The following is an 18,601-nucleotide window of genomic DNA, read 5'->3' as shown; positions in this document are numbered from 1 at the left end:
CGACACAGCGCTTTGCCTACTATCGCAGTCTCAACGGAACCTGGTGAATAAACTGGCTTTTTTGCATCAACATAAAGAGAACCGTACTGGTCACGGAGGCTGTAATGTTAAGTATTTTTAAACCTGCTGCGCATAAAGCGCGTTTGCCAGAGGCGGAAATCGACCCGGTATATCGTCGATTACGTTGGCAGATCTTTATTGGTATATTTTTCGGCTATGCCGCTTACTATCTGGTACGTAAGAACTTTGCCCTGGCAATGCCTTATCTGATCGAGCAGGGGTTTTCCCGTGGCGATCTCGGTTTTGCGCTCTCCGGCATCTCTATTGCCTACGGATTTTCGAAATTCATCATGGGGTCCGTTTCCGATCGTTCGAATCCGCGCATTTTCTTACCCGCTGGTTTGATCCTGGCCGCGCTGGTGATGCTGGTCATGGGTTTTGTGCCCTGGGCGACCTCCAGCATTATGGTGATGTTTGTCCTGCTGTTTTTGTGCGGGTGGTTCCAGGGAATGGGGTGGCCGCCCTGCGGACGCACGATGGTGCACTGGTGGTCGCAGAAGGAACGCGGCGGGATCGTGTCGGTGTGGAACTGCGCGCATAACGTCGGCGGCGGGATCCCGCCGTTGCTGTTCCTGCTGGGGATGGCCTGGTTTAACGACTGGCATGCGGCGTTGTATATGCCTGCTTTCGGCGCCATTTTACTGGCGATTTTCGCCTTCGCCATGATGCGCGATACGCCGCAGTCTTGCGGTTTGCCGCCGATTGAAGAGTATAAAAACGACTACCCGGATGATTACAGCGAAAAGAATGAAGAAGAACTGACCGCAAAACAGATTTTCATGCAGTACGTCCTGCCGAATAAGCTGCTGTGGTATATCGCGGTGGCGAATGTGTTCGTTTATCTGCTGCGCTACGGCGTTCTCGACTGGTCGCCGACTTACCTGAAAGAGGTGAAGCACTTCGCGCTGGATAAATCCTCCTGGGCTTATTTCTTATACGAATATGCCGGGATCCCTGGCACCCTGATTTGCGGATGGATGTCCGATAGGGTGTTTAAGGGCAACCGTGGCGCGACCGGCGTCTTCTTTATGACGCTGGTGACCATTGCCACCGTGGTTTACTGGCTGAACCCGCCGGGTAATCCTGGCGTGGATATGGCCTGTATGATTGTTATCGGTTTCCTGATTTACGGCCCGGTGATGCTGATTGGCCTGCATGCCCTGGAGCTGGCGCCGAAAAAGGCGGCGGGTACGGCTGCGGGCTTTACCGGGTTGTTCGGCTATCTCGGCGGCTCCGTGGCGGCGAGCGCCATTGTTGGCTATACCGTTGACTTCTTTGGCTGGGATGGCGGCTTTATGGTGATGATTGGCGGTAGCGTGCTGGCTGTCCTGCTGCTGGCAGTGGCGATGGTTGGTGAAAAGCGTCACCACGCGCAGTTGAAAAAGGCTTAACTTAAGGAATGCGTATGAAAACATCCTTATCGACGTTCATGGGCGCAATTCTACTGGCGGGAGCGACGTTGAGCGTCAGCGCGGCGGCGGGGGATAAAATCGTTATCGCCCATCGCGGCGCCAGCGGTTACCTGCCGGAACATACTCTACCGGCGAAAGCGATGGCCTACGCGCAGGGCGCCGATTATCTTGAGCAGGATCTGGTGATGACGAAGGACGACCATCTGGTCGTCCTGCATGACCACTACCTTGACCGGGTCACTGATGTTGCCGAACGTTTCCCGAATCGCGCTCGCCAGGACGGGCGTTACTACGCCATTGATTTCACGCTGGATGAAATTAAATCCCTGAAGTTTACCGAAGGTTTTGACATTGAGAACGGCAAGAAAGTACAGACTTACCCTGGCCGTTTCCCGATGGGGAAATCAGATTTCCGCGTGCATACCTTTGAGGAAGAGATAGAACTTGTTCAGGGGCTGAATCATTCGACCGGGAAAAATATCGGTATCTATCCGGAAATCAAAGCGCCGTGGTTCCATCATCAGGAAGGGAAGGATATTGCGGCTAAGACGCTGGATGTGCTGAAAAAGTATGGTTATACCGGTAAAAAAGATAACGTCTATTTGCAGTGTTTCGATGCAGCGGAGTTGAAGCGCATTAAGAATGAGCTGGAACCGAAGAGGGGGATGGATCTCAATCTGGTGCAGTTGATTGCGTACACCGACTGGAATGAAACTCAGCAAAAACAGCCGGACGGCAGTTGGGTTAACTATAACTACGACTGGATGTTCAGGCCCGGCGCGATGAAACAGATCGCCAGCTATGCCGACGGGATCGGCCCGGACTACCATATGCTGATTGATGAAAAATCGACGGTGGGGCATATCACGTTGACCGGCATGGTGAAAGAGGCGCAGCAGAACAAGATGGTGGTGCATCCTTACACCGTTCGCGCCGATCGCCTTCCTGACTACGCCACGGATGTTAATCAGCTTTATGACATCCTGTATAACAAGGCGGGCGTGGAAGGATTGTTCACCGATTTCCCGGATAAAGCGGTGGCGTTTTTGCAGGAGAAACACTAAAAAGCTGGATGGCGGCTTTGCCTTACCTGGCCTGTGAACTGCGGTTTTGTTGGTCGGGAGCGCTGCGCGCTACCCGACAAAATCACATCTCGATCTCAATATCCCCTTTTGCCCTGCAACAGCAGGGCAAAATTTCCCCTTCACTGATAAATGCCAGCGGCTCCGTCAGCCAGTCTACCTGGCCTGAGAGCAGACGACAGCGGCAGGAGCCGCAGTAGCCTTCGCGGCACTGGTATTCCACGTTGATATTATGCGATTCCAGCGCGGCCAGCAGAGAAGGGTGTTCATCCTGACACTCCAGGCGAGTGTCAGAAATCTTCAGAAAAATACGACTCATCAGAGCTGGAAGTTGCTCAGGTCGTCAGCATCGACTTCGGAATCGATCTGCCCGACCAGATAAGAACTGACTTCCACTTCCTGCGGCGCAACCTGCACGTTATCGGACACCAGCCAGGTGTTGATCCACGGGATCGGGTTGGAGCGGGTCTGGAACGGCAGATCGAGACCAACCGCCTGCATGCGGATGTTGGTGATGTATTCGACGTACTGGCACAGAATATCTTTGTTCAGGCCAATCATTGAACCGTCACGGAACAGATAATCCGCCCACTCTTTTTCCTGCTGAGCCGCCAGCACGAACAGGTCATAGCACTCCTGCTTGCACTCTTCGGCGATTTCCGCCATTTCCGGGTCATCGGCGCCGGAACGCAGCAGGTTCAGCATATGCTGCGTGCCGGTCAGGTGCAGCGCTTCATCACGGGCGATCAGACGAATAATCTTGGCGTTACCTTCCATCAGCTTGCGCTCGGCGAAGGCGAATGAACAGGCGAAGCTGACGTAAAAGCGGATAGCTTCCAGCGCGTTAACGCTCATCAGGCACAGGTAGAGTTTCTTTTTCAGCTCGCGCAGGTTAACGGTAATGGTTTTGCCATTAACGCTGTGCGTACCCTCGCCCAGCAGATGCCAGTAGCTGGTCAGCTCGATCAATTCGTCGTAGTAGCTGGAGATCCCTTCCGCGCGTTTCTGAATCTGCTCATTGGTGACAATATCGTCAAACACCACCGCCGGATCGTTAACGATGTTACGGATGATATGGGTGTAGGAGCGCGAGTGGATAGTCTCGGAGAATGCCCAGGTTTCAACCCAGGTTTCCAGCTCCGGGATCGAGATCAGCGGCAGCAGGGCGACGTTCGGACTACGCCCCTGAATGGAATCCAGCAGCGTCTGATACTTGAGGTTGCTGATAAAAATGTGCTTTTCGTGCTCCGGCAACGCCTGATAGTCGATACGGTCGCGGGAAACGTCAACTTCTTCCGGACGCCAGAAGAAAGAAAGTTGCTTTTCAATCAGCTTTTCAAAGATGTCATATTTTTGCTGATCGTAGCGGGCGACGTTCACCGGCTGACCAAAAAACATCGGCTCAAGCAACTGATCGTTTTTGGTCTGCGAAAAAGTGGTATATGCCATTAAATGTGAGTCCTGTTGAAATTGTATCGCCCGGCGGTAGTTCGTTTGCCGGGCCTACAAAACCGTAGGCCGGGTAAGCGTCGCGCCACCCGGCAAAATAACTTAGATCTTACATGCGCCGCTTTCGCAGCCATCGTCCTGGATGGACGGCGCCAGGTCATCCTGGGCATCTTCCGCGCCATCGCGGGTGTTGTGATAGTACAGTGTTTTTACGCCGAATTTATAGGCATTGAGCAAGTCTTTCAGCAACTGCTGCATCGGCACTTTTCCTGACGGGAAACGCGTCGGATCGTAGTTGGTATTGGCTGAAATCGACTGGTCGATAAACTTCTGCATAATGCCCACCAGTTGCAAGTAACCGTCGTTGTTCGGCATCTCCCACAGCAGTTCATAACCGTTCTGCAGTTTTTCGTAGTCCGGCACCACCTGGCGCAGAATACCGTCTTTCGACGCTTTAATGCTGACGTGGCCGCGTGGCGGTTCGATCCCGTTGGTGGCGTTGGAGATCTGCGAAGAGGTCTCAGACGGCATCAGCGCAGAGAGCGTGGAGTTACGCAGACCGTGCGTTTTGATCGATTCGCGCAGGGATTCCCAGTCGTAATGCAGGGATTCGCTGACGATCGCATCGAGGTCTTTTTTGTAGGTATCGATCGGCAGAATACCCTGCGCATAGGTGGTTTCGTTAAACCACGGGCAGGCCCCTTGCTCGATAGCCAGTTCGTTAGAAGCTTTCAGCAGATAATATTGAATCGCTTCGAACGTTTTGTGCGTCAGGTTGTTGGCGCTGCCGTCTGAGTAGCGTTTGCCGTGCTTCGCCAGATAGTAGGCAAAGTTAATGACGCCAATCCCCAGAGTACGACGGCCCATTGCGCCGCGCTTAGCCGCCGGAATCGGGTAGTCCTGGTAATCCAGCAGGGCGTCCAGCGCGCGAACCGCCAGTACCGCCAGATCTTCCAGTTCATCCAGGCTATCAATCACGCCGAGGTTGAAGGCGGACAGGGTGCACAGCGCGATTTCGCCGTTTTCATCGTTAACATCTTCCAGCGGCCTGGTCGGCAGGGCGACTTCCAGACACAGGTTGGACTGACGGACCGGGGCGACAGCCGGGTCAAACGGGCTGTGGGTGTTGCAGTGGTCAACGTTCTGGATGTAGATACGGCCGGTGGAGGCGCGTTCCTGCATCATCAGCGAGAACAGTTCAACTGCTTTAATACGCTGCTTACGAATGCTGTCGTCCTGCTCGTACTTGGTGTACAGGCGTTCAAACTCATCCTGGTCGGCGAAGAACGCATCATACAGACCCGGAACGTCGGACGGGCTGAACAGGGTAATGTCTCCCCCTTTCAGCAGACGGGTATACATCAGCTTGTTGATTTGTACGCCGTAGTCCATGTGACGAACGCGGTTGGCGTCGGTACCACGGTTATTTTTCAGTACCAGCAGACTTTCCACTTCCAGATGCCACAGTGGGTAGAAGAGGGTTGCCGCGCCGCCGCGCACACCGCCCTGGGAGCAGGATTTCACCGCCGTCTGGAAGTGCTTATAGAACGGGATACAGCCGGTGTGGAAGGCTTCGCCGCCGCGAATCGGGCTGCCCAGCGCGCGGATACGCCCTGCGTTAATGCCGATACCGGCGCGCTGCGAGACGTATTTAACAATGGCGCTGGAAGTGGCGTTAATGGAGTCCAGACTGTCGCCGCACTCGATCAGCACGCAGGAGCTGAACTGACGGGTCGGGGTGCGCACGCCGGACATAATCGGCGTCGGCAGCGAGATTTTAAACGTGGATACCGCGTCATAGAAGCGCTTGATGTAATCCAGACGCGTTTCACGCGGATAGTTGGAGAACAGGCAGGCGGCAACCAGAATGTACAGGAACTGCGCGCTTTCATAGATCTCACCGGTGACCCGGTTCTGTACCAGATATTTGCCTTCCAGTTGCTTAACGGCCGCGTAGGAGAAGGTCATATCGCGGTCGTGCTGGATGAACGAATCCATCTGCCTGAACTCTTCTTCCGTGTAGTCTTCCAGCAGATGGGTATCGTATTTGCCGTTTTTCACCATCTTTGTGACGTGATCGAACAGCGCTGGCGGCTCAAACTGACCGTAGGCTTTTTTACGCAGATGGAAAATCGCCAGGCGCGCAGCGAGATACTGGTAATCCGGCGCATCGCGGGAAATAAGGTCCGCGGCGGCTTTGATGATGGTTTCGTGAATATCGGCCGTTTTGATGCCGTCATAGAACTGAATATGGGAGCGCAGTTCTACCTGGGAGATGGATACGTTATTCAGCCCTTCTGCCGCCCAATCCAGTACGCGATGGATTTTGTCGAGATTGATGCGCTCGGTGCGACCGTCGCGCTTTGTCACCAGCAGACTCTGATTCATGTGGATTATACCTGTCCGTGAAAGAAGATATCCCCCACTTATCCACAGAGACTCGTTGTGACTAACTCTGTGGATAAATACTATATGTAGGGGGTTATTGATAAAAGAAACGCTATATGGTGAGTATTCTAGTAAGGATTCTTTTGAGTACAAGAGTTGATTTTGACGTTAAATTGAGGTTGCGTAAGGGGAATAATCGTGAAATCCACGCCACATAAGGCCTGGAGAAGATGTCAATAAATCAGAAAAAAAAATGAAAATTTGATCGGGTGCCGATTTCTTCATCGGAAGAAGAAATCACGCGGCTTGATGCCGCGCAATCATCATAGGAAAAACTGCTGACGTTATGTGTTTTTCGTCGTTGTATGCAACATATAATTAACATCAACACCTGGCGCCAGCTTGAAGGTATTGGTCAATAAATTGTAATGCAGGCCGGTAATATGCTGTTCTTTCAGAATAGTCTGATCTACCCAGCCAATCAGCTCCGCAGGTTTAATGAATTTCTTCACATCATGGGTCCCCTTGGGCACCATCTTCATAATGTACTCGGCGCCCACCACCGCCATCAGCCACGCTTTACCGTTACGGTTAATGGTCGAGAAGAAAACGTGGCCGCCGGGTTTGACCAACTGCGCGCAGGCGTGCACGACCGACTGTGGGTTCGGGACGTGTTCCAGCATCTCCATGCAGGTGACCACGTCGTACTGCTGAGCGTGTTTTCCCGCGTGCTCTTCGACCGTTTGCTGAATATATTCGACCTGTATACCGCTCTCCAGCGCATGCAGTTTCGCCACCTGTAAGGGTTCAAAACCCATATCGAGACCGGTCACCGTTGCGCCTTCGCGCGCCATGCTTTCCGCAAGAATACCGCCGCCGCAGCCGACATCGAGCACTTTTTTGCCGAACAGACCGCCGGAGCGCTCCGCGATGTAGCTGAGACGCAGAGGGTTGATGCGATGCAATGGTTTGAACTCGCCCTCTAAATCCCACCAGCGTGATGCGACGGCTTCAAATTTAGCGATTTCATTATGATCAACGTTGTGGGCTACCGACGATTTTTCGGCATTCATGAGCGCTTTTACTCCTTCTTCGATTCAGGTCTGGGAGTATATCAGCAGACCGCCGTGAATAAACCGTATATGCCGTCGCCAGCTTTGCCAGCCTTCGCTACTCCTGGCTGGAGACATTCATTCGCGACGAATTCGCCGTCCTGATGCGGCGAGAAATTCATTGGGTATAGATTTACCCGTATTACTGCGGCTGTGTTATAATTTGCGACCTTTGAATCCGGGATACAGTAGAGGGATAGCGGTTAGATGAGCGACCTTGCGAGAGAAATTACACCGGTCAACATCGAGGAAGAGCTGAAAAGCTCGTATCTGGATTATGCGATGTCGGTCATTGTTGGCCGTGCGCTGCCGGACGTCCGAGATGGCCTGAAGCCGGTTCACCGTCGCGTACTATACGCCATGAACGTATTGGGCAATGACTGGAACAAAGCCTATAAAAAATCTGCCCGTGTTGTTGGTGACGTCATAGGTAAATACCACCCTCATGGTGATACCGCCGTTTATGACACCATTGTACGTATGGCACAGCCATTCTCCTTGCGTTATATGCTGGTAGATGGTCAGGGTAACTTTGGTTCTGTCGATGGCGACTCCGCCGCGGCGATGCGTTACACAGAAATCCGTCTGGCGAAGATCGCCCATGAACTGATGGCCGACCTGGAAAAAGAGACGGTGGATTTCGTCGATAACTATGACGGCACGGAGAAGATCCCTGACGTCATGCCGACCAAAATCCCGAACCTGTTAGTCAACGGTTCGTCCGGTATCGCAGTCGGTATGGCAACCAATATTCCGCCGCACAACCTGACCGAAGTGATCAACGGCTGTCTGGCGTACGTCGAAAACGAAGACATCAGCATTGAAGGGCTGATGGAACACATTCCGGGCCCGGACTTTCCGACCGCCGCGATCATCAACGGTCGCCGCGGTATTGAAGAAGCCTATCGCACCGGTCGCGGGAAAGTGTACATTCGCGCACGCGCGGAAGTGGAAGCTGATGCCAAAACCGGCCGCGAAACCATCATCGTGCATGAAATTCCGTATCAGGTGAACAAAGCGCGTCTGATCGAGAAAATCGCCGAGCTGGTGAAAGATAAACGCGTTGAAGGTATCAGCGCGCTGCGCGACGAGTCCGATAAAGACGGCATGCGCATCGTGATTGAAGTTAAGCGTGACGCGGTGGGTGAGGTCGTGCTTAACAACCTTTATTCACAGACTCAACTGCAGGTCTCCTTCGGTATCAACATGGTTGCTTTGCACCATGGACAGCCGAAGATCATGAACCTGAAAGAAATTATTGCCGCGTTTGTGCGCCACCGCCGCGAAGTGGTGACGCGTCGTACCATTTTCGAGCTGCGTAAAGCCCGCGATCGTGCGCATATCCTTGAAGCGCTGGCGGTTGCGCTGGCGAACATCGATCCGATCATCGAGCTGATCCGTCGTGCGCCGACGCCGGCAGAAGCAAAAGCGGGGTTAATCGCCCGTCCGTGGGATCTGGGCAACGTTGCGGCGATGCTGGAACGCGCCGGTGATGATGCCGCGCGTCCGGAATGGCTGGAACCGGAATTTGGCGTGCGCGATGGTCAGTATTACCTGACTGAACAACAGGCGCAGGCGATTCTGGATCTGCGTCTGCAGAAACTGACGGGTCTTGAGCATGAAAAACTGCTCGACGAGTACAAAGAGTTGCTGGAACAGATCGCGGAACTGCTGCACATTCTGGGCAGCGCCGAGCGTCTGATGGAAGTGATTCGTGAAGAGCTGGAGCTGGTGCGCGATCAGTTCGGCGACCAGCGCCGTACGGAAATCACCGCCAATAGCGCTGATATCAACATCGAAGATCTGATCAACCAGGAAGATGTTGTTGTGACCTTGTCCCATCAGGGCTACGTGAAGTATCAGCCGTTAACCGATTACGAAGCGCAGCGTCGTGGCGGGAAAGGCAAATCTGCGGCGCGTATTAAAGAAGAAGACTTTATCGACCGTCTGCTGGTGGCTAACACCCACGACACGATCCTTTGCTTCTCCAGCCGTGGCCGTCTGTACTGGATGAAGGTTTATCAGCTGCCGGAAGCGAGCCGTGGCGCGCGCGGTCGTCCGATCGTCAACCTGCTGCCGCTGGAAGCCGACGAGCGTATTACCGCTATTCTGCCGGTACGCGAGTACGAAGAGGGCGTTAACGTCTTTATGGCCACCGCCAGCGGTACGGTGAAGAAAACGGCGCTGACCGAGTTCAGCCGTCCGCGTTCCGCCGGTATCATCGCGGTGAACCTCAACGAAGGCGACGAGCTGATTGGCGTGGATCTGACCTCCGGTTCCGACGAAGTCATGCTGTTCTCTGCCGCCGGTAAAGTGGTGCGCTTTAAAGAAGATGCCGTTCGTGCGATGGGTCGTACCGCGACCGGCGTGCGCGGTATTAAGCTGGCGGGCGAAGACAAGGTTGTCTCTCTGATTATTCCGCGCGGCGAAGGGGCTATCCTGACCGTGACGCAGAATGGCTACGGTAAACGTACGGCGGAAGGCGAATATCCAACTAAGTCTCGTGGTACGCAGGGCGTTATTTCCATTAAAGTTACCGAGCGTAACGGCTCTGTTGTTGGCGCGGTACAGGTGGATGATGCCGACCAGATCATGATGATCACCGATGCAGGCACGCTGGTGCGTACCCGCGTTTCTGAAGTGAGCATTGTGGGCCGTAACACGCAGGGCGTGATTCTCATCCGTACAGCGGAAGATGAAAACGTGGTCGGCCTGCAGCGCGTGGCTGAGCCGGTTGATGACGAGGAACTGGACGCTATCGATGGCAGCGTGGCGGAAGGCGATGATGATATTGCGCCAGAAGCGGAAAGTGATGATGATATTGCCGAAGATGAAGAGTAATTCTCTACGGTAATTGTTCTGAAAGGGTCGGGGTTATCCCGACCCTTTTTGTTTTCCCGTTGCGGGGCCGTTGTTTTATCGTTACCTTAACGCCATTCTGTTGAGCCCCTGACGGCCGAGCATTGCGACATTGAAATACCTTGCTTCCTTTCGTACAACCCTGAAAGTTTCACGCTACCTGTTCAGAGCGCTGGCGGTATTGCTGTGGATGTTAATCGCTTTTATCTCGGTGTTTTACATCGTCAATGCTCTGCACGATCGGGAATCGAAAATTCGCCAGGAATTTAACCTCAATGCCGATCAGGCGCAGCGCTATATTCAGCGTACCGCCGACGTGATTAAAGAGCTGAAATATGTCGCTGGCAACCGCCTGACGGATGGGAGTGAAGACGGCGACACGCTGGTTCAGCGCGGTGATATTGCGATCCCTAATTTTGAACCGCTCTATCCTGATTCCGATTGCACGCTAATGAGCTCCACCTGGCGTAATTCGCTACAGTCGCTGGCATGGTTTATGCGTTACTGGCGTGACAATTTTTCGACAGCTTATGACCTCAATCGTATTTTTTTGATTGGTAGCGACAATCTCTGTATGGCCAACTTCGGCCTGCGCGAAATTCCGCTGGAGCGAGACCAGACGTTAAAAGTTTTGCACCAGCGCATTGAGCAGTATCGTGATGCGCCGCAAAACGAGCGCGGTAACAATCTGTTCTGGATAAGCCAGGGCGTGCGTCCTGGCGTCGGGTATTTTTACGCCCTGACGCCGATTTATGTGGCTAACCGCCTGCAGGCGATGCTTGGCGTAGAGCAAACGATCCGGATGGAAAGTTTCTTTATCCCCGGCAGTCTGCCAATGAATGTGACGATTCTCGACGATAACGGTCAGTCGCTCATTTCGCTTGCCGGGTCGGATAGCAATATAAAACCGGATGCCAAGTGGATGCAGGAGCGACTGTGGTTTGGCTATACTTCCGGTTTTCGCGAGCTGGCGATGAAAAAGAGCCTGCCGCCCTCTTCGTTGAGCATTGTTTATTCGGTATCGGTGGATCAGGTTCTGGAACGTATCCGGATGCTGGTACTTAACGCCGTCGTGCTTAACCTGCTGACCGGCGTGATCCTTTTTGCTCTCGCCCGGATGTATGAACGGCGGATCTTTATTCCGGCGGAAAATGACGCTCAGCGGCTGGAAGAGCACGAGCAGTTCAACCGAAAAATCGTCGCCTCGGCGCCGGTAGGGATCTGTATTTTGCGTACGCTCGATGGCACCAATATCCTGAGTAACGAGCTGGCGCATAACTATCTCAATATGCTGACGCATGAGGACAGGCAGCGATTAACGCAAATTATCTGCGGCCAGCAGGTGAATTTTGTCGATGTGCTGACCAGCAATAATACCAATCTGCAAATCAGCTTTGTTCACTCACGCTACCGTAACGAGAATGTGGCGATTTGCGTGCTGGTGGATGTGTCGGCGCGCGTCAAAATGGAGGAATCGCTGCAGGAGATGGCGCAGGCTGCGGAGCAGGCCAGTCAGTCGAAATCCATGTTCCTTGCGACGGTCAGTCACGAACTGCGTACCCCGTTGTACGGGATTATCGGCAACCTGGATTTACTGCAGACCAAGGAACTGCCGAAAGGGGTTGGCCGACTGGTAACGGCGATGAATAACTCTTCCAGCCTGCTGCTGAAAATTATCAGCGATATTCTCGATTTCTCAAAAATTGAATCCGAGCAGCTGAAAATTGAGCCGCGGGCGTTTTCGCCGCGGGAAGTGATGAACCATATTTCCGCCAACTACCTGCCGCTGGTGGTGCGTAAACAGCTAGGACTGTACTGCTTTATTGAGCCCGATGTGCCGCAACTGATGTCCGGCGATCCGATGCGCCTGCAGCAGGTGATTTCAAACCTGCTGAGTAATGCGATTAAGTTTACCGATACCGGCTGCATCATTCTGCATGTAAAGCGGGCGGGCGACTATCTGCAAATTAGCGTTCGCGATACCGGAGAAGGGATCCCGGCGAAAGAGGTGGTGCGTCTGTTCGACCCGTTCTTCCAGGTCGGTTCCGGGGTGCAGCACAACTTCCAGGGAACCGGGCTTGGCCTGGCCATTTGTGAAAAGCTTATCAACATGATGGATGGCGATATTGCCGTCGAAACCGAACCCGGAATGGGCAGCCGGTTTACCATCCGTATTCCACTCTATGGCGTACAAAATAGCCTGCCGCTGCTTAGCGACGGCTTGTCTGAAAAATGCTGCTGGCTGGCGATAGATAATACTTCTTTGGCGCTGTTTATCGAGTCGCTGCTGACATATCACGCGATTCCGTTCCGTCGCTTTACCGGGCAAGAACCGGGAGCTGAAGACATCCTGTTGACCGACAGTGAGATCTCTTTGCCCTGGGCTGGCCTGGCTGCCGTTATCTTCTGTCGTCGCCATATTGGTATTCCGCAGGAGCGAGTCCCCGGCGAGTGGCTGCACAGTGTTGCCACACCGCATGAGTTGTTGTCGCTATTGGGGCGCATTTTCCACATTGCGGTCACCAGTGCAGGCAGCGAGCCTGCGTTATCCATTCCGGAGACGCAAACGGACAGCAATAATGATGACATGATGATTCTGGTGGTGGATGACCACCCGATTAACCGGCGTCTGCTGGCCGACCAACTGGGATCGTTGGGTTATCGCTGCGTCACCGCAAACGATGGCATTGATGCCCTGAATGTATTAAGTAAACAGCATATTGATATTGTGCTTAGTGACGTCAACATGCCGAATATGGACGGTTATCGCCTGACCCAACGCATTCGCCAGTTGGGACTGACGCTGCCGGTCATCGGGGTGACCGCCAATGCGCTGGCGGAAGAGAAACAGCGCTGCCTGGAGTCGGGTATGGACAGTTGTCTGTCGAAGCCGGTCACTCTGGATATTATCAGGCAGACCCTGGCGATTTATGCCGCGCGGGTGCGTCAGGGAAGAGAGTAAAAGATTTTCCCGGTCGCGGCGTTTATCGCCGCCCGACCGGGAGCAGAGGGGTTAGTCTTTGTCCGTTGAACTCAGCGAAACGGAAGAGAGATAATTCAGCAGGGCGATATCGTTTTCCACGCCGAGCTTCATCATCGCCGATTTCTTCTGGCTACTGATGGTTTTGATACTGCGGTTAAGCTTTTTGGCAATCTCGGTGACCAGGAAACCTTCAGCGAACAGGCGCAATACTTCACTCTCTTTTGGCGACAGCCGTTTGTCACCATAGCCGCCGGCGCTGATTTTCTCCAGCAGGCGCGACACACTCTCCGGGGTGAATTTTTTGCCTTTTTGCAGCGCCGCCAGCGCTTTCGGCAGATCGGTCGGGGCCCCCTGTTTCAGGACGATCCCTTCAATATCCAGATCCAGCACGGCGCTCAGGATCGCCGGATTGTTATTCATCGTCAGCACAATGATCGACAGATCCGGGAAATGGCGCTTGATATACTTGATAAGCGTAATGCCATCGCCGTATTTATCGCCAGGCATGGATAAATCAGTGATCAGAACGTGTGCATCCAGTTTTGGCAGATTATTGATTAATGCGGTGGAGTCTTCAAACTCGCCGACAACGTTTACCCACTCAATTTGCTCAAGTGACTTACGAATACCGAACAGTACGATCGGATGGTCATCGGCAATAATTACGTTCATATTGTTCATGTATTAGGCTACCTTGCTACAGCAAGCTCTTGACGTAGACGTCAATGTCGCTGACATATTTTTCTATTCCTTGCGCATCTTTTTCACGAATCAGATGTTCAAGCGTTTCACATAACTGTTTGCCGGGTACCAGATTTAGCATAGCAAACGCCCCTTTCAGGCGATGAGCGGTTTGTGCCAGTGCGGCGAAATCGCTCGTTGTTAGTTCATTATACAGCCTCTTAACATCATCTGGTACCGTGTCGGCAAACAGGGCGTAATAGCCGCTGGCATGGAGTTGCACGTTACTCTCGCTGGCGGGAGCGTCTTCATCAGCCAACTGCTGCTCAATCAGCTGCAGGATCGCTTCCTGCATCGCGGTGCTGATATTAAAGTTAACGCGAAGCTGGCCTGGGCCAATTTTGCGTATTCCGGCCTCATCATCGCTTAAAAGCAAGCCTGAAGCAGTAAGATTAGACGGATTATCCGTTAAAAAGAGATCATATTGTTGACGCGTTAGTTTGTCATCCGGCGTAATGCAGCTCGCTCCCCAGCTTTCAAGTTGCCGCGTAACGATCCGGCGCACTTCATTGGCGGTGATATCAAGCAATACCACAACATCATCCAGCAGATGCTCGCCTGAATCGCTCTCTTCTTCACTGACCGCCATTTTCAGATGCAGGGAGTAGCGGGTACCCAGCGATTCACGCGCGTTGATATGCAACTGACCGCCCAGTTTGCGCATCAGTTGATCGCAGAGCCAGAAGGTGAGGGCGTTGGCTTTGCCGTACAGATCGGACTGCGTAGCGTTGAGGAACGGGAAGTGCATATTGTCGATTTCGTTACCGGAAACGCCGTTGCCGGTGTCGAGTATGCGGAAGGTCAGGCGATCGTCCGCTGACTCATCCTGACTCACTTCAAGGGTGATCTTGCCAATTGGCGTGGTGGTAACTGAATACTGGATAAGCAGTAAAAGCGTGCGCCGCAGCGCGTCACGATCGCCGTAGCGTTGCTCATTCGCCGGAAGCGCGTTATTAATCAGCAGTTGCAGACCTTTGCGTTTGATAAGCGGCAGGACTTCAGGTACGACTTCATCAATGAGTTGCTGAACAGAGAATCGCCCCTGAACGCTTTTCCAGTTATCGCTTTCCAGCAGATTTGCCAACTGTATTTCATCTACCAGCTGTACCAGTTCATCCGCATGCTGTGCCAGCTTACGACTCTCGCTAATGCCCAGCGCAGCCGCCTCTTCCGCCAGCGTTTGTGCCGGTTGCTTCAGCGCGGCGCCAATATGTTGCATAAAAGCGGTTCGACTATGCTGATTTTTCTCGTACAGACGCTGAGCCTGTCGGAGCTTCTTATTTACCATCACTTCACGATCCTGATCGCGAATAATGAATATTTGCGTACGAGGCGCGACCTGGCTACGAAACTGGCGGATCTCATATAGCTCATTATTCACCGTCGCCTGGATTACCCCCTGGTGCTGATCGGCCATATTGGTGATGTTTTGCAGGTTCAGATGCGGCAGCAGATGATCGGCGATAGGATTGCTGATGACGGTACGGTTAGCCTCCTGATCGTGAACCAGCAGCCCCAGCGGCAATAGCGAGACGATCTCTTCATGGATAGCGCGTTGGACGCGTAGTTCACTGTTGGCGACCGAAGAGACCGCCGTACCGGATATGCTGTTCCGGTTGCTGTAGTGGCGGAAGGTGGTAAAACCGAACAGCGTCAGCGCCAGCAAACCGATGTTCAGCAGGAGCGGCAGTAAAATATTCTGTAAGGATTCCAGAATCAGCTCGCCGAAGGGCACTTTCCATATCAGACGCATGCCGGTGGTACTGATTGTGGTGATAATTTCAATCCGTGGGCCATTAAAGTTGATGCTGACAATGTCGCTTGTTGCTTTATCCGGCGTACTGGCGATATTTTTTGACGGATCCGGTTCAAGACGAAAACTATCCAGCGACATATTGGGGGGGATCAGGTCATTAATGGGCAGATCGAAAGCCACAACGGTCGCCAGATGGCCCGGTTGGTTGAAGGTGGTGCGCAAAGTAAAGTAGTAGCCATTTTGCCAGACGAGGTGGCGCAGCGAAGAGAATGTTTCGCGTTCATCCAGGGTATTTGCCTGAAGCAGCATTTCTTCCCGACGCGACTCTACCACGCTGCTGATGGTCGACTCTTTATAGCTGGATGATAAATCCTTCAACGGCAGCGTCGAAACCAGAATCAGGCTGTTATCAAGCCCATTCAGATAGTACATCGACCATGGAATTGTTTCCGCACCCCACAAAATGTCGAGGTAACTGGAGATTTTTTTCGTCATTTCCAGCGTAGAACTGTCATGAGAACCAAAAATCAGCGCTTCGGTTTTACGCCGTGGTTTCTCCAGATAGTAAACATCCTGCTTTAAACGCGTTTCCTGTAAGTCTGTATCCTGAGTCGCGCCGGAAGAGGTCGAGGTGGCGGCAATATTGTCGTAAATTTGCCAGGTGGCGTAGCGCCAGGTATCAATGCGTTTGTGCAGGTCATCACTGATATCGACAATCTGGTAGCTTTTATCTTTCAGCCAGGTATTCACGGCGCTCTGAATCATGATCCCCATCGTCGCCAGCAGGACGATGACCATTAAAATGAAGAAGCGGGTAATGTTGCCAGGGATTAGGGACAATTTTTTCGAGGTCATCTTGTGAGAGTGCGACTCATCAGTGTTTATGAACGGGCGGTTGCGCCAGGAGCAACGGGAGCGTAGCGGATGCCACAAACAGTATAAAGGTTAACGTCGAAAATCCATACATCTGGATATCATACAAACACTTTTTTGCCTTGAGATTTATCTTAAACTTACCGGGTGGCAAAATGTACAGCCGCCTGGAGGTTGTACAAATATTTACTTTTTCTGTCAGTAAAAATAGCACTAAATAACAAAGAATTGTCTGAATAATGATTCTTCACAGCATAGCTGTTTGATTAATAGTCGTTATTTTTTTTGTTGGCAGGCATGGAGTAATTAAAGTGATGTAAAGAACGGTAAAAAAAAACCGAATGCGAGGCATTCGGTTGAAATAGGGGTAAACAGGCATTCAGAACTGAATGACGGTAATAAATAAAGTTAATGATGATAGCGTGGATAATTTTAGTCCCGGATGACGTTTTTGTTTTACCATTCAGTGCTATAGATGAATTGATTTTTAATGTATTGATTTTATTTGTTTATTTTTATTTTTTGATTATTAGTGCTTATTTTGTTGCGTTTTTTATGCTTAAAAAAGTTCCCTTTCATTTACAAATTGAAATATTTTGCGGGTATTTTGAAACACCTTAGAAGTTTTAGTATCATATTCTTATTGGATTATTCTGCATTTTGCAGCACAATGAAATGGCCGGCTGATTAGAAGGGTAATCAGTAAGCAGTGGAATAATAAAGGCATATAACAAACAGAGGGTTAATAACATGAAAGTTAAAGTACTGTCCCTCCTGGTACCGGCTCTGCTGGTAGCAGGCGCAGCAAATGCGGCTGAGGTTTATAACAAAGACGGCAATAAATTAGACCTGTACGGTAAAATCGACGGTCTGCACTATTTCTCTGATGATAAGAGCAACGATGGCGACCAGACCTACATGCGTCTGGGCATCAAAGGCGAAACTCAGATCAATGACCAGCTGACCGGTTACGGCCAGTGGGAATACAACGTTCAGGCGAACAACACTGAAAGCTCAAGCGATCAGTCATGGACGCGTCTGGCGTTTGCCGGTCTGAAATTCGGCGATGCGGGTTCTATCGATTACGGTCGTAACTACGGCGTGGTATACGACGTGACTTCCTGGACCGACGTTCTGCCGGAATTCGGTGGTGACACCTACGGTTCCGACAACTTCATGCAGCAGCGTGCTAACGGCCTTGCAACCTACCGTAATTCTGACTTCTTCGGTCTGGTTGATGGCCTGAACTTTGCCCTGCAATACCAGGGTAAAAACGGCAGCGTAAGCGGCGAAGGTACTTCTCCGACCAACAATGGCCGCGCTCCTCTGAAACAGAACGGCGACGGCTTCGGTACCGCTGTAACCTATGACATCTGGGATGGCATCAGCGCTGGTTTTGCGTACTCTCACTCTAAACGTACTGGCGATCAGAATACTCAGTTGGATCTGGGCCGTGGCGACAACGCTGAAACCTATACCGGTGGTCTGAAATATGACGCCAACAATATCTACCTGGCGACTCAGTACACCCAGACCTATAACGCAACTCGCGCTGGCAGCCTGGGCTTTGCCAACAAAGCGCAGAACTTCGAAGTGGTTGCCCAGTATCAGTTCGACTTCGGTCTGCGTCCGTCTGTAGCTTACCTGCAGTCCAAAGGTAAAGATCTGGAAAACGGTTACGGCGATCAGGATATCCTGAAGTATGTTGATGTCGGCGCGACCTACTACTTCAACAAAAACATGTCCACCTACGTTGACTACAAAATCAACCTGCTGGATGACAACAGCTTCACTCGTAACGCCGGTATCTCTACCGACGACATCGTTGCTCTGGGCCTGGTTTACCAGTTCTAAGCACGCTGAAGTTGCTAAAAAGGCGCCGATGG

The 18,601-nt window shown here is 52.2% G+C and carries 11 protein-coding genes; 5 read left to right on the top strand and 6 right to left on the bottom strand.

Going from position 1 to position 18,601, the window contains the following annotated elements:
• The first annotated feature begins 104 nt into the window (after positions 1-104).
• Together glpT and glpQ are read left to right on the top strand one after the other, a co-directional pair.
• Positions 105-1,451 (top strand): glycerol-3-phosphate transporter, encoded by a 1,347-nt coding sequence (gene glpT / locus FN037_RS11740; RefSeq protein ID WP_138361337.1) that lies wholly within the window; start codon positions 105-107, stop codon positions 1,449-1,451.
• A 14-nt stretch (positions 1,452-1,465) separates the two neighbouring features.
• Positions 1,466-2,536, top strand: coding sequence for a glycerophosphodiester phosphodiesterase (glpQ, locus tag FN037_RS11735; protein WP_138361336.1), 1,071 nt, complete (start codon positions 1,466-1,468; stop codon positions 2,534-2,536).
• Between the two features lie 82 nt (positions 2,537-2,618).
• Here the strand turns inward: glpQ and yfaE are convergent, their stop codons facing one another.
• The 4 genes from yfaE to ubiG form a co-directional block, all read right to left on the bottom strand.
• Positions 2,619-2,873 (bottom strand): class I ribonucleotide reductase maintenance protein YfaE, encoded by a 255-nt coding sequence (yfaE, locus tag FN037_RS11730; RefSeq protein ID WP_142502305.1) that lies wholly within the window; start codon positions 2,871-2,873, stop codon positions 2,619-2,621.
• Complete coding sequence (gene nrdB, locus FN037_RS11725; protein WP_138361334.1) at positions 2,873-4,003, bottom strand: class Ia ribonucleoside-diphosphate reductase subunit beta; 1,131 nt, start codon at positions 4,001-4,003, stop codon at positions 2,873-2,875. The genes yfaE and nrdB overlap by 1 nt, the downstream gene beginning before the upstream one ends.
• Positions 4,004-4,105: 102 nt before the next feature.
• Positions 4,106-6,391, bottom strand: coding sequence for a class 1a ribonucleoside-diphosphate reductase subunit alpha (nrdA, locus tag FN037_RS11720; protein WP_138361333.1), 2,286 nt, complete (start codon positions 6,389-6,391; stop codon positions 4,106-4,108).
• 344 nt (positions 6,392-6,735) lie between these two features.
• Positions 6,736-7,464, bottom strand: a complete 729-nt coding sequence (ubiG, locus tag FN037_RS11715) for a bifunctional 2-polyprenyl-6-hydroxyphenol methylase/3-demethylubiquinol 3-O-methyltransferase UbiG (RefSeq protein WP_138361332.1) — start codon at positions 7,462-7,464, stop codon at positions 6,736-6,738.
• Positions 7,465-7,710: 246 nt separating this feature from the next.
• Here ubiG and gyrA point away from each other — a divergent pair, with 246 nt between their 5' ends.
• Both gyrA and rcsC read left to right on the top strand, forming a co-directional pair.
• Entirely contained in the window at positions 7,711-10,344 is a 2,634-nt protein-coding gene (gene gyrA / locus FN037_RS11710; RefSeq protein WP_138361331.1) for a DNA topoisomerase (ATP-hydrolyzing) subunit A, read from the top strand.
• A gap of 130 nt (positions 10,345-10,474) precedes the next feature.
• Complete coding sequence (gene rcsC, locus FN037_RS11705) at positions 10,475-13,324, top strand: two-component system sensor histidine kinase RcsC (protein ID WP_142502304.1); 2,850 nt, start codon at positions 10,475-10,477, stop codon at positions 13,322-13,324.
• A 51-nt stretch (positions 13,325-13,375) separates the two neighbouring features.
• Here rcsC and rcsB read toward each other — a convergent pair whose 3' ends face one another.
• Together rcsB and rcsD are read right to left on the bottom strand one after the other, a co-directional pair.
• The gene (gene rcsB, locus FN037_RS11700) at positions 13,376-14,026 is read right to left on the bottom strand and encodes a response regulator transcription factor RcsB (RefSeq protein ID WP_004103995.1); all 651 of its coding nucleotides are present in this window, start codon (positions 14,024-14,026) and stop codon (positions 13,376-13,378) included.
• Positions 14,027-14,042: 16 nt separating this feature from the next.
• The gene (gene rcsD / locus FN037_RS11695; RefSeq protein ID WP_142502303.1) at positions 14,043-16,697 is read right to left on the bottom strand and encodes a phosphotransferase RcsD; all 2,655 of its coding nucleotides are present in this window, start codon (positions 16,695-16,697) and stop codon (positions 14,043-14,045) included.
• A 768-nt stretch (positions 16,698-17,465) separates the two neighbouring features.
• On the opposite strand from rcsD, the gene FN037_RS11690 reads away from it, so the two are divergent.
• Complete coding sequence (locus tag FN037_RS11690) at positions 17,466-18,569, top strand: porin OmpC (RefSeq protein ID WP_142502302.1); 1,104 nt, start codon at positions 17,466-17,468, stop codon at positions 18,567-18,569.
• The last annotated feature ends 32 nt before the right edge of the window (positions 18,570-18,601 follow it).

The sequence above is a fragment of the Klebsiella sp. 2680 genome (assembly GCF_900198535.1).
GTDB classification, from domain to species: domain Bacteria; phylum Pseudomonadota; class Gammaproteobacteria; order Enterobacterales; family Enterobacteriaceae; genus Klebsiella; species Klebsiella indica.
Note: the sequence above shows the minus strand (reverse complement) of the source record. Positions and strands in the feature narration are given on the sequence as shown.